The organism is Streptomyces sennicomposti (assembly GCF_019890635.1).
Taxonomy (GTDB): Bacteria; Actinomycetota; Actinomycetes; order Streptomycetales; family Streptomycetaceae; genus Streptomyces; species Streptomyces sennicomposti.
In genome coordinates, this window is record NZ_JAIOAB010000077.1 from 15,611 (window position 1) to 27,019 (window position 11,409).

12 protein-coding genes and 1 pseudogene are annotated in these 11,409 nt (G+C 72.1%); 10 read left to right on the forward strand and 3 right to left on the reverse strand.

The window, feature by feature from the left end:
• The first annotated feature begins 574 nt into the window (after window positions 1-574).
• The gene (locus K7787_RS28675) at window positions 575-1,252 is read left to right on the forward strand and encodes a response regulator transcription factor (RefSeq protein ID WP_019983855.1); all 678 of its coding nucleotides are present in this window, start codon (window positions 575-577) and stop codon (window positions 1,250-1,252) included.
• Between the two features lie 59 nt (window positions 1,253-1,311).
• The gene (locus tag K7787_RS28680) at window positions 1,312-2,583 is read left to right on the forward strand and encodes a sensor histidine kinase (RefSeq protein WP_009188989.1); all 1,272 of its coding nucleotides are present in this window, start codon (window positions 1,312-1,314) and stop codon (window positions 2,581-2,583) included.
• Window positions 2,584-2,674: 91 nt separating this feature from the next.
• Here K7787_RS28680 and K7787_RS28685 read toward each other — a convergent pair whose 3' ends face one another.
• On the reverse strand, window positions 2,675-3,325 hold the full coding sequence (locus K7787_RS28685) for a GtrA family protein (protein WP_223003437.1): 651 nt from the start codon (window positions 3,323-3,325) through the stop codon (window positions 2,675-2,677).
• A 242-nt stretch (window positions 3,326-3,567) separates the two neighbouring features.
• On the opposite strand from K7787_RS28685, the gene K7787_RS28690 reads away from it, so the two are divergent.
• The 5 genes and pseudogenes from K7787_RS28690 to K7787_RS28710 all read left to right on the forward strand — a co-directional run.
• Complete coding sequence (locus tag K7787_RS28690) at window positions 3,568-4,707, forward strand: 5-(carboxyamino)imidazole ribonucleotide synthase (protein ID WP_027758406.1); 1,140 nt, start codon at window positions 3,568-3,570, stop codon at window positions 4,705-4,707.
• Window positions 4,704-5,240, forward strand: coding sequence for a 5-(carboxyamino)imidazole ribonucleotide mutase (purE, locus tag K7787_RS28695; RefSeq protein WP_223003431.1), 537 nt, complete (start codon window positions 4,704-4,706; stop codon window positions 5,238-5,240). Before K7787_RS28690 ends, purE begins: the two co-directional genes overlap by 4 nt.
• Before the next feature lie 5 nt (window positions 5,241-5,245).
• Window positions 5,246-6,424: a dipeptidase gene (locus K7787_RS28700; protein WP_372456697.1), complete on the forward strand. Its 1,179-nt coding sequence runs from the start codon at window positions 5,246-5,248 to the stop codon at window positions 6,422-6,424.
• A 36-nt stretch (window positions 6,425-6,460) separates the two neighbouring features.
• Window positions 6,461-6,682 (forward strand): type II toxin-antitoxin system Phd/YefM family antitoxin, encoded by a 222-nt coding sequence (locus tag K7787_RS28705; protein ID WP_223003433.1) that lies wholly within the window; start codon window positions 6,461-6,463, stop codon window positions 6,680-6,682.
• Window positions 6,679-6,852: pseudogene (locus K7787_RS28710) on the forward strand (Txe/YoeB family addiction module toxin); the annotation flags it as partial. The gene K7787_RS28705 and the pseudogene K7787_RS28710, both read left to right, overlap by 4 nt.
• 10 nt (window positions 6,853-6,862) lie before the next feature.
• Here K7787_RS28710 and K7787_RS28715 read toward each other — a convergent pair.
• On the reverse strand, window positions 6,863-7,222 hold the full coding sequence (locus K7787_RS28715; RefSeq protein WP_164392918.1) for a VOC family protein: 360 nt from the start codon (window positions 7,220-7,222) through the stop codon (window positions 6,863-6,865).
• Window positions 7,223-7,340: 118 nt separating this feature from the next.
• On the opposite strand from K7787_RS28715, the gene K7787_RS28720 reads away from it, so the two are divergent.
• Window positions 7,341-7,847, forward strand: coding sequence for a CGNR zinc finger domain-containing protein (locus tag K7787_RS28720; RefSeq protein ID WP_223003434.1), 507 nt, complete (start codon window positions 7,341-7,343; stop codon window positions 7,845-7,847).
• Between the two features lie 259 nt (window positions 7,848-8,106).
• Here the strand turns inward: K7787_RS28720 and K7787_RS28725 are convergent, their stop codons facing one another.
• Window positions 8,107-9,450, reverse strand: coding sequence for a UDP-glucose dehydrogenase family protein (locus K7787_RS28725; RefSeq protein ID WP_009188980.1), 1,344 nt, complete (start codon window positions 9,448-9,450; stop codon window positions 8,107-8,109).
• Between the two features lie 188 nt (window positions 9,451-9,638).
• Here K7787_RS28725 and K7787_RS28730 point away from each other — a divergent pair, with 188 nt between their 5' ends.
• The gene (locus K7787_RS28730; RefSeq protein WP_275419415.1) at window positions 9,639-10,796 is read left to right on the forward strand and encodes an acyl-CoA dehydrogenase; all 1,158 of its coding nucleotides are present in this window, start codon (window positions 9,639-9,641) and stop codon (window positions 10,794-10,796) included.
• Between the two features lie 202 nt (window positions 10,797-10,998).
• Entirely contained in the window at window positions 10,999-11,367 is a 369-nt protein-coding gene (locus tag K7787_RS28735; protein ID WP_009188978.1) for a four-helix bundle copper-binding protein, read from the forward strand.
• Window positions 11,368-11,409 lie beyond the last annotated feature (42 nt).

Genomic DNA, 11,409 nt, shown 5'->3' on the forward strand with positions numbered 1-11,409 from the left:
CGTTCCTTGCTGGTCGGGACGCGCGCTTCGACGAGCGGTTCGCGCGCCCGGTGGGGGGCTGGCCGGCACCGGCGGGACCTGTCGTCCACCCCACGCCCAGGGGAGTACGCCCCGGGTTGCGGAGCGACGGACGGCGGCCACCGGGATCCACGCCTCGCAACGCGACGATGCGTCCAGCGAGGCCCGGCCCTAGGTCATTCCTTTCGAGGCCGGAAAGAACCGGCCCGCACGCAAAAGGGACCCTCGGCGTCGGATGAGCGCCAAAGGTCCGCTGCGTGCTACAGGCGTTCAGCTCACCATACGGCAGGACACTGCCGGATATGGAAGGACTTGAGACGCGGATCACAGGAAGCGATGGAACCGCACACCCGGTTTCGAAGGTGTTTTCAAGGATCGCACCTTTACCTCGGTGGTGCCGACCGGACGCGGTGGACGGTTCGTGGAGGGTTCGCACCCACCGTGTACCCACCGTCGCGACAGCGTCCCGCCGCCGGGCCGCAAGGTAAGAGTGGCCGGATTCGATCACACCTCGGCACCGCCCCGGGGGGTGGCGCGGGCGGACTACCATCACTCCATGACCCGTGTACTGCTCGCCGAGGACGACGCGTCCATCTCGGAGCCGCTGGCCCGCGCTCTGCGCCGGGAAGGTTACGAGGTCGAGGTGCGTGAGGACGGACCCACCGCGCTCGACGCCGGAATGCAGGGCGGTGTCGACCTGGTCGTGCTGGACCTCGGGCTGCCCGGCATGGACGGCCTGGAGGTCGCCCGCCGGCTGCGCGCCGACGGCCACACCGTGCCCATCCTGATCCTGACCGCGCGCGCCGACGAGGTGGACACCGTGGTCGGCCTGGACGCGGGCGCCGACGACTACGTCACCAAGCCGTTCCGGCTCGCCGAACTGCTCGCCCGGGTCCGGGCCCTGCTGCGCCGCGGTTCCGCCGAGCCGCAGCAGCCGCCCGCCACGCACGGCGTGCGCATCGACGTCGAGTCGCACCGCGCCTGGATGGGCGACGAGGAACTGCAGCTCACCGCGAAGGAGTTCGACCTGCTGCGGGTGCTGGTGCGCGACGCGGGCCGGGTCGTCACCCGCGACCAGCTGATGCGCGAGGTCTGGGACACCACCTGGTGGTCGTCGACCAAGACCCTCGACATGCACATCTCCTGGCTGCGCAAGAAGCTCGGCGACGACGCGGCCAACCCCCGGTACATCGCGACCGTGCGGGGCGTCGGGTTCCGTTTCGAGAAGAGCTGACGCGACAAGGGCCGAGCGGCCCCGAGATCCGGGTCCCGGCAGGCAACAGGTAAGAGGTCATGCGCCGTCGACTGATCCAGTCCACGCTCGCCGTGGTGCTCGTCGTGATCGCCGTCTTCGGCGTCTCCCTGGTGATCGTGGAGACCCGCACGATCAGCAACAGCGCGCAGGAGCGGGTCGACTCCGAGGCGCTCAGGCTGGCCAGCATCGTGGACAGCCGGCTGCTGGGCGCGGAGACCGTGAACGCGTCGATCCTGCGCGACCAGGTGGCCCCGGGCCAGTACGCGGTCATCGGCATCCCGGGCCACCCGCCGATCGAGGTCGGCAGCAAGCCCGCCGGGGACGTCATCCACTCCACGGCCACCGGCGAGCAGGGCGAGACGGTCCGCATGGAGGAGCCGCGCTCCTCCGTCACCCGCGAGGTCGGCCGCACGCTGCTGATCATCGGGCTGGTGGCGCTGCTGGCGGTGATCGCCGCGGTGCTGCTCGCGATCCGCCAGGCCAACCGGCTCGCCTCCCCGCTGACCGACCTCGCCGAGACCGCCGAACGCCTCGGCTCCGGCGACCCCCGCCCCCGCCACAAGCGCTACGGCGTCCCCGAGCTGGACCGGGTCGCCGACGTGCTGGACTCCTCCGCCGAGCGCATCGCCCGGATGCTGACCGCGGAACGGCGCCTGGCCGCCGACGCCTCCCACCAGCTGCGCACCCCGCTGACCGCGCTGTCCATGCGGCTGGAGGAGATCACCCTCACCGACGACCCGGAGACGGTGAAGGAGGAGGCGAACGTCGCGCTCACCCAGGTCGAGCGGCTGACGGACGTGGTGGAACGGCTGCTGACCAACTCCCGCGACCCGCGCACCGGCTCCGCGGTCACCTTCGACATCGACGAGGTCATCCAGCAGCAGATCGCCGAGTGGCGCCCCGCCTACCGCAGCGCCGGCCGGGCCATCGTCAGCTCCGGCAAGCGGCATCTGCGGGCGGTGGGCACGCCGGGCGCGGTCGCGCAGGTGCTGGCCGCGCTGATCGAGAACTCCCTCATGCACGGCGGCGGCACGGTGGCGCTGCGCACCCGCGTCACCGGCAACCAGGCGGTCGTGGAGGTCACCGACGAGGGGCCCGGCGTCCCCGCCGACCTGGGCGCGCGGATCTTCGAGCGCACGATCAGCGGCCGCAACTCCACGGGCATCGGCCTCGCGGTCGCCCGGGACCTCGCCGAGGCGGACGGCGGCCGGCTCGAACTGCTCCAGGCGCAGCCGCCGGTCTTCGGCCTGTTCCTCTCCCGCACGCCCCCGCTGAAGCGGTCCGCGGAGGACCTGCCGACGGTGCGCTAGCGGACGCCGGAGGACCTGCCGGCGGTGCGGCGGCGGCGACCGTACGGGAACGCCGCCCGCGGGGCGCGCGGCCCCCGCGCCGCCGTACCGGTCAGCGGTAGGCCTTCGACCGCTGCTTCTTCGCCTCCGGCCGCTTCGGCTGCGCCCGCAGATACGACTCCGCGTCCGCCGCCGCCTCCCGGCTCCCGGCCGACCGGTCGCCGCCGGGCGCGCCGCTCTCCTTGGCGACCGGCAGGGCGCGGAAGACCCAGGTGCGGTAGGACCAGAAGCGGAACAGGGTGGCGATGCCGATGCCGAGGAACTTGAAGACGTTGCTCTGCAGCGGGGTGTCCCAGCCGAAGCCGTACGTCGCCAGGTAGAGCACGCCGTTCTCGATCACCAGGCCGACCGCGCTGAACAGCAGGAACAGCGTCAGTTCCTTGGTGCGGCCGCTCTTGTCGCGGTCCCGGTAGGTGAAGTAGCGGAACCCGATGTAGTTGAAGACGATCGAGACGACGGTCGCGATGATGCTCGCCCGGACCACCGGCAGATCGGTGACGTGCCGTACCAGGTTGAACACGAGCAGGTTGACCAGCAGCCCCGCCCCGCCCACCGCGCCGAACTTCACGATCTCGCGCCAGACCCGCCCGGCCCGCCGCAGCAGCCCGCCGCCGGACTCGGCCGCAGCGGCTTCGGCGGGGGCGGAAGGGGGCGCCGGGGAGGCCGGGGGCGCCGGTCGGCGTCCCGAGGAACCATGTCCCATGGTCGTGCAGGCCCCCGTCCGGGTCGGTTTCGTCAACCCCGCCATGCTAACCAGCGGCGGGTGCCCGCGCCCGCGGACCGCTCACGACCCCCCGAACGGGTCGGAAAGAGTCCCGGAAAGGGCGGGAAAGAGACGGTGAAGGAGTCGGTAAGAGACCGGCCGCGGGCCGGGCGGGGCGGGGCCCCGGGCGGGGGCGGCGGCGCGGGATCCGGCCACGGTGGCCCGGCCGATACCCTAGGGGCGTGACGTTCCCGGTAGTCGGCATGGTCGGCGGTGGCCAGCTCGCTCGTATGACACACGAGGCGGGCATCCCGCTCGGCATCAGGTTCAAGCTCCTCAGTGACACCCCTCAGGATTCCGCGGCACAGGTCGTGAGCGACGTCGTCATCGGCGACTACCGCGACCTGGACACGCTGCGCGCGTTCGCACGGGGCTGCGATGTGATCACCTTCGATCACGAACACGTACCCACCGAGCATCTGCGGGCCCTGGAGGCGGACGGCATCCCCGTGCGCCCCGGCCCCGACGCGCTCGTGCACGCCCAGGACAAGGGCGTGATGCGGGCGAGGCTCGACGCGCTCGGCGTGCCCTGCCCGCGGCACCGGATCGTCGCCGATCCGGCCGACGTGGCCGCGTTCGCGGCCGAGGGCGAGGGTTTCCCGGTGGTCCTCAAGACCGTCCGCGGCGGTTACGACGGCAAGGGCGTGTGGGTGGTGGACTCGGCCGAGGAGGCCGCCGACCCGTTCCGCGCCGGGGTGCCCGTGCTCGCCGAGGAGAAGGTCGACTTCGTCCGCGAGCTGGCCGCCAACGTCGTCCGCTCCCCGCACGGCCAGGCCGTGGCCTACCCGGTGGTGGAGTCGCGGCAGGTCAACGGCGTCTGCGACACCGTGATCGCCCCGGCCCCCGACCTGTCCGAGGAGCTGGCGCTGCGGGCCGAGGAGATGGCCCTGACCATCGCCAAGGAACTCGGCGTCGTCGGCCACCTCGCCGTCGAGCTGTTCCAGACCCGCGACGGCCGCATCCTCGTCAACGAACTGGCGATGCGCCCGCACAACTCCGGCCACTGGTCCATGGACGGCGCGATCACCTCGCAGTTCGCCAACCACGTCCGCGCCGTCCTCGACCTGCCGCTGGGCGACCCGCGCCCGCGCGCGAAGTGGACGGTCATGGCGAACGTCCTGGGCGGCGACTACCCGGACATGTACTCCGCGTACCTGCACTGCATGGCCCGCGACCCCCAGCTCAAGATCCACATGTACGGCAAGGACGTGAAGCCCGGCCGCAAGGTCGGCCACGTCAACACCTACGGCGACGACCTGGACGACGTACTGGAACGCGCCCACCACGCAGCCGGCTACCTGAAGGGCACGATCACCGAATGAGCGCTGTTGGTCCCGTCGTCGGCATCGTCATGGGCTCGGACTCCGACTGGCCCGTGATGGAGGGCGCCGCCAAGGCGCTCGACGAGTTCGAGATCGCCTACGAGGTCGACGTCGTCTCCGCGCACCGGATGCCGCGCGAGATGATCGCGTACGGCGAGCAGGCGGCCGACCGCGGTCTGAAGGCGATCATCGCGGGCGCGGGCGGCGCCGCCCACCTGCCCGGCATGCTCGCCTCCGTCACCCCGCTGCCGGTGATCGGCGTGCCGGTGCCGCTGAAGTACCTGGACGGCATGGACTCGCTGCTGTCGATCGTGCAGATGCCGGCCGGCGTCCCGGTCGCCACCGTGTCCGTCGCCGGGGCCCGCAACGCCGGTCTGCTGGCCGCCCGCATCCTCGCCGCCTACGACGACGAGCTGCGGCACCGGATGACCGACTTCCTCCAGGACCTCAACGACCAGGCCACCGAGAAGGGCAAGCGGCTGCGCGCCAAGGTCGAGGGCGCGGGCGGCTTCGGCTTCGGCACGGGGAAGTGACCGCGGTGAGCTTCCTCGACCGGGCCCGGGACCTGCTGCGCGACTTCCCTGTCGTCGACGGCCACAACGACCTGCCCTGGGCGCTGCGCGAACAGGTCCGCTACGACCTCGGCGCCCGCGACATCGCCGCCCCGCAGAACGCCCATCTGCACACCGACCTGCCCCGGCTGCGCGAGGGCGGCGTCGGCGCGCAGTACTGGTCGGTGTACGTCCGCTCGGACCTGCCCGACCCGGTCCCGGCGACGCTGGAGCAGATCGACTGCGTACGGCGGCTGCTGGAGCGCTACCCGGCGGACCTCGCGCCCGCGCTGAGCGCCGCCGACATGGAGGCCGCCCGCGCCGAGGGCCGGATCGCCTCCCTGATGGGCGCCGAGGGCGGCCACTCCATCGCGAACTCGCTGGGCGTCCTGCGCGGCCTGTACGCGCTCGGCGTGCGCTACATGACCCTCACCCACAACGACAACGTGGCGTGGGCGGACTCGGCGACCGACGAGCCCGCCGTGGGCGGTCTGTCGGCGTTCGGGCGCGAGGTGGTGCGGGAGATGAACCGCCTCGGCATGCTGGTGGACCTCTCGCACGTGGCCGCGACGACCATGCGGGACGCGCTGGACGCCTCCACGGCCCCGGTGATCTTCTCGCACTCCTCCGCCCGCGCGGTCTGCGACCACCCGCGCAACGTCCCGGACGACGTCCTGGAGCGGCTGCCCGCCAACGGCGGCATGGCGATGGTGACGTTCGTGCCGAAGTTCGTGCTCCAGGCCGCCGTCGACTGGACGGCCGCGGCCGACGAGAACATGCGCGCGCACGGCCTGCACCACCTCGACACCACCGAGGAGGGCATGAAGGTCCACCGGGCCTTCGAGGAGGCCCACCCGCGGCCGGTCGCGACCGTGGCCACCGTCGCCGACCACCTCGACCACATGCGCGAGGTCGCCGGCGTCGACCACATCGGCATCGGCGGCGACTACGACGGCACCGCCTTCACCCCGGACGGCCTCGGCGACGTCTCCGGCTACCCGAACCTGCTCGCCGAACTGCTCCAGCGCGGCTGGTCGACGTCCGACCTGGCCAAGCTGACCTGGCAGAACGCGGTACGGGTGCTGGGCGCGGCGGAGGACGTCGCCCGCGACCTGCGGGCCACGCGCGGTCCGTCGAACGCGACGATCGAGGAATTGGACGGCTGAGGACTGGTACCAGTGACGTGTGAGAGAGGGCGGCAGATGACCATAAGCGCCAGTGAGGCCCGCCGGGACCTGTTCCCCCTCATCAAGCGGGTCAACGACGACCACACGCCGGTGCACATCAGCTCCAGGGGCGGTGACGCCGTCCTCATGTCCGCCGCCGACTACGACTCCTGGCAGGAGACCGTGTACCTGCTGCGGTCCCCGGCGAACGCCCGGCGGCTCATGGAGGCGGTCGCCCGGGACCGGGCCGGGACCTGATCGGCGAAATACAGCGCACGCCCTTCAGTGGCATCGGCAAGCCGGAACCGCTGAAGGGCGACCTGTCCGGGTACTGGTCCCGCCGGATCGACGACGAGCACCGGCTCGTGTACCGGGCGGACGACAAGGAAGTGAAGATCCTCAAGGCCCGCTATCACTACAGCGACTGACCGCGGTCGTTCAGCAGGCGCAGAGGCAGAACGGGTGCCCGGCCGGGTCGGCGTAAACCCGGAAGCTCTTGCCGCCCGGCTCGGCCAGCGGCTTCGCGCCGAGCGCGAGCACGCCCCGCTCGGCCGCGTCCAGGTCGTCCACGGTGAGGTCCAGATGGAACTGCTGCGCGTTGCGGTCGGCGCGCGGCCACTCCGGCGGGGTCAGGCCCTCCGCCCGCTGGAACGCCAGCGCCGGCCCGCCCGGCACCTTCAGATCCACCCAGTCGCCGTCCCCCTCCGGGGTTCCGCCGAGCACGTCGGCGTAGAAACCGGCGAGCGCGCGCGGGTCGGGACAGTCCAGTACGACGACACCCAGCTTGGCGAGAGCCATGACTTCCTCCCAGGAAGCAGCGACGGTTACCAGTAAGAGCGGGTAACCAGTAACGGTTACCGTATGCTCGCCCATACGCGGAAACGGCGCAATGAACGTGCGCGGTACCGTCGCCGGTATGAGTGAGAGATCGCCCGCGCCCGGCGGCCTGGCTCTGCTCCAGTCCCTGGTCAACACGCTGGACATCGAGACGGGCGCCGACCGGCTCGACACCCCGCAGGGCCGGGCGGACTTCGGGATCGCCGAGGCGGACCTGGCCGGGGCGCGGGAACTGCGCGAGTCGCTGCGGGCGGCGCTGCTGGCGCACGCCGGCCATCCGCCGCACCGCGCGGTCACGCCGCTGGGCGAGCTGCTGGCCCGTGCGCCGCTGCTGGTGGCGGTGGACGCCCGGGACGGCTCCGCCGCCCTCGCCCCGGCCGACACCGGGCCGCTGCTCTCCCGGGTGGCCGCCGCGGTCGCCGAGGCGCTCGTCGCGGGCACCTGGACGCGGCTGAAGGCCTGCGAGGCCGCCGACTGCCACTGGGCGTACTACGACCGCAGCCCGGCCGGCCGGGGCCGCTGGTGCTCGATGCGGGTGTGCGGGGCGCGCGCGAAGATGCGCCGGTACCGGGCGCGGGAGGGCTGAGCGCGGGCGGGTGGTGCAGAATGCCGGAAGACGCCGGTTCGGCCGACTGAGCCTCGGCCGAACCGGCGTCGCCGGTACCGCCGGGGTCCCAGGCCCACCGTCCTCACTGGTACGGCCGGGGCCGCAGGCCCCCGGCGTCGCCGGTACGGCCGAGGGCCGGCGCCCTGCCGCCTTCGTCGCCGTCACGGCCCGGGCTCCGTGCTCCGCCGTTCCCGCGCCCGCAGGGGACTGTGCCCGCGGAGGACTGCGCCCGCGGGGTCTACGCCGTCGGGCGGCCCATCGCCCGGTACGTCCAGCCCGCGCGGCGCCACAGCTCCGGGTCCAGCGCGTTGCGGCCGTCCAGGACGAGACGGGAGCTGACGGCCTCGCCCAGCTCCGCCGGGTCCAGCTCGCGGAACTCGCGCCACTCGGTCAGGTGCAGCACCGCGTCCGCGCCCCGGACCGCCTCCAGCGCGGAGTCGGCGTAGCCGAGGGTGGGGAAGACGCGGCGGGCGTTGGCCATGCCCTTGGGGTCGTAGACCGTGACCTGGCCGCCCTGGAGGTGGATCTGACCGGCGACGTTCAGCGCGGGCGAGTCGCGCACGTCGTCCGAGTCGGGCTTGAAGGTGGCGCCGAGCACCGCGATCCGCTTGCCGAGGAACGGCCCGCCGCCCAGCGCCTGCCGGGCCAGCTCCACCATCTGCCCGCGCTGGCGCATGTTGATCGAGTCGATCTCGCGCAGGAACGTCAGCGCCTGGTCGGCGCCCAGCTCGCCGGCGCGCGCCATGAAGGCCCGGATGTCCTTGGGCAGGCAGCCGCCGCCGAAGCCGATCCCGGCGCGCAGGAACTTCCGTCCGATCCGGTCGTCGTAGCCGATCGCCTCGGCCAGCTTCGCCACGTCGCCGCCCGCCGCCTCGCACACCTCGGCCATGGCGTTGATGAAGGAGATCTTCGTGGCCAGGAAGGAGTTCGCGGAGGTCTTCACCAGTTCCGCGGTGGGGAAGTCGGTGACGACGAAGGGCGAGCCCTCGCCGATCGGCGCCGCGTACACCTCGCGCAGCAGCTTCTCCGCGCGCTCGCTGCGCACGCCGACCACGATCCGGTCCGGGTGCAGGGTGTCCTGGACGGCGAAGCCCTCGCGCAGGAACTCCGGGTTCCAGGCCAGCTCGGCGTCCTCCCCGGCGGGCGCCAGCTCGGCGATCCTGCGGGCGAGGCGGTCCGCGGAGCCGACCGGCACCGTCGACTTGCCGACCACCAGCGCCGGCCCGGTCAGATGCGGGGCCAGCGAGGCGACGGCGGAGTCGACGTAGCTCATGTCGCAGGCGTACTCGCCGTGCTTCTGCGGGGTGTTCACGCAGAGGAAGTGGACGTCGCCGAAGGCGCCCGCCTCCGCCCAGTCCTGGGTGAAGCGCAGCCGGCCGGTGGAGCCCTCGATGCCGGCCACGTGCCGGCGCAGCAGTTCCTCCAGGCCCGGCTCGTACATCGGGACCTCGCCGCGCCGCAGCATCTCGATCTTCTCGGCGACGACGTCCAGCCCGAGCACCTCGAACCCCATCTCGGCCATGGCCGCGGCGTGCGTGGCGCCGAGATAGCCGGTGCCGATCACGGTGATCTTCAGGCTCATGGGGGTGCTCCAGGAGGGATGACGGCAATGCGCTGCCCGAGCATATCCGGGGCATGGGCGAGGCCCGCGCCGGGCAAAGTCCAGGCTGTCGCCAAGCTCACGTATCCCTGGCGCGGGCGCGGCCTCTAAAATTTGGGTTACTTAACGGTAATTAGCATTCACTGGTCGTCTTTGGAGCGTGAGAGACCTTGGCCGGATCGGCTGACTTCGACCTGTACCGCCCGTCCGAAGAGCACGACATGCTCCGCGACGCCGTCCGCTCGCTGGCCGAGGCGAAGATCGCCCCGCACGCCGCCGCCGTGGACGAGGAGGCCCGCTTCCCGCAGGAGGCGCTGGACGCCCTGGTCGCGAACGACCTGCACGCCGTGCACGTCCCCGAGAGCTACGGCGGCGCGGGCGCGGACGCCCTCGCGACGGTCATCGTCATCGAGGAGGTGGCCCGTGTGTGCGCCTCCTCCTCCTTGATCCCGGCCGTCAACAAGCTCGGCTCGCTGCCGGTGATCCTGTCCGGCTCGGAGGAGCTGAAGAAGAAGTACATGACGCCGCTCGCCAAGGGCGACGGCATGTTCTCGTACTGCCTCTCGGAGCCCGACGCGGGCTCGGACGCGGCCGGCATGAAGACCAAGGCGGTCCGCGACGGCGACCACTACGTCCTCAACGGCGTCAAGCGCTGGATCACCAACGCGGGCGTCTCCGAGTACTACACGGTGATGGCCGTCACCGACCCGGCCAAGCGCTCCAAGGGCATCTCCGCGTTCGTCGTCGAGAAGTCCGACCCGGGCGTCTCCTTCGGCGCCCCGGAGAAGAAGCTCGGCATCAAGGGCTCGCCGACCCGCGAGGTCTACCTCGACAACGTGCGCATCCCCGCCGACCGCATGATCGGCGAGGAGGGCACCGGCTTCGCCACCGCGATGAAGACGCTGGACCACACCCGCATCACCATCGCCGCCCAGGCCCTCGGCATCGCCCAGGGCGCCCTCGACTACGCCAAGGGCTACGTCAAGGAGCGCAAGCAGTTCGGCAAGCCGATCGCCGACTTCCAGGGCATCCAGTTCATGCTCGCCGACATGGCCATGAAGGTCTCGGCCGCCCGCGCCCTGACCTACCAGGCCGCCGCCGCCTCCGAGCGCGGCGACGCCGACCTCACCTACCAGGGCGCGGCCGCCAAGTGCTTCGCCTCGGACATCGCCATGGAGGTCACCACGGACGCCGTCCAGCTGCTCGGCGGCTACGGCTACACCCGCGACTACCCGGTGGAGCGCATGATGCGCGACGCCAAGATCACCCAGATCTACGAGGGCACCAACCAGGTCCAGCGGATCGTGATGGCCCGCAACCTGCCGTAACCGGCCCCTCCGGCTCGCGTGCGCAGCCCCCGGCGGACCCCCGCGGGGGGCTGCCGCACGTCCGGGGCCGCGGGCCCGCCACTCCAACGGCCGCAGCCGCGCCGACTGCTCCGAATGGCGGGCGGTGGCGGGCTGGCGTACCACGGAAGTGTTCGGGGCCCACCCCGGGCCCCGGCTCCCGTCGTCCCCCCCTGGAGGAGCCATGACCCACACCCAGCCCGGCGCCATGACCGCGATGAGCAAGCAGATGCAGGACTGCGTCGACGCCTGCATGACCTGCCACAACATCTGCGAGGAGGCCATGAGCTCCTGCATGCAGATGGGCGGCCAGGCGCAGATGCAGATCATGCGCGCGCTCATGGACTGCTCCGAGACCACCCGGATGTGCGCGGACATGATGATGCGCCGCTCGCCGATGGCCGGCGACATGTGCGCGATGTGCGCCAAGGCGTGCGACATGTGCGCCGAGGCGTGTATGTCGATGCCCGACGACCAGATGATGATGCGCTGCGCGGAGGCGTGTCGCCGCTGCGCCGAGATGTGCCGCTCGATGGCGGGCGCCCCGATGTGACGTCGCCCGGCACGGCGGCGGGGGCCCCCGGCCCCCGGGCCC

What these genes read in the sequence shown, in the direction of transcription:
- K7787_RS28675 (WP_019983855.1), top strand. Translation starts at nt 575, where the DNA reads ATGACCCGTGTACTGCTCGCCGAGGACGACGCGTCCATCTCGGAGCCG.
- K7787_RS28680 (WP_009188989.1), top strand. Translation starts at nt 1,312, where the DNA reads ATGCGCCGTCGACTGATCCAGTCCACGCTCGCCGTGGTGCTCGTCGTG.
- K7787_RS28685 (WP_223003437.1), bottom strand. Translation starts at nt 3,325, where the DNA reads ATGGGACATGGTTCCTCGGGACGCCGACCGGCGCCCCCGGCCTCCCCG.
- purE (WP_223003431.1), top strand. Translation starts at nt 4,704, where the DNA reads ATGAGCGCTGTTGGTCCCGTCGTCGGCATCGTCATGGGCTCGGACTCC.
- K7787_RS28705 (WP_223003433.1), top strand. Translation starts at nt 6,461, where the DNA reads ATGACCATAAGCGCCAGTGAGGCCCGCCGGGACCTGTTCCCCCTCATC.
- K7787_RS28715 (WP_164392918.1), bottom strand. Translation starts at nt 7,222, where the DNA reads ATGGCTCTCGCCAAGCTGGGTGTCGTCGTACTGGACTGTCCCGACCCG.
- K7787_RS28720 (WP_223003434.1), top strand. Translation starts at nt 7,341, where the DNA reads ATGAGTGAGAGATCGCCCGCGCCCGGCGGCCTGGCTCTGCTCCAGTCC.
- K7787_RS28725 (WP_009188980.1), bottom strand. Translation starts at nt 9,450, where the DNA reads ATGAGCCTGAAGATCACCGTGATCGGCACCGGCTATCTCGGCGCCACG.
- K7787_RS28735 (WP_009188978.1), top strand. Translation starts at nt 10,999, where the DNA reads ATGACCCACACCCAGCCCGGCGCCATGACCGCGATGAGCAAGCAGATG.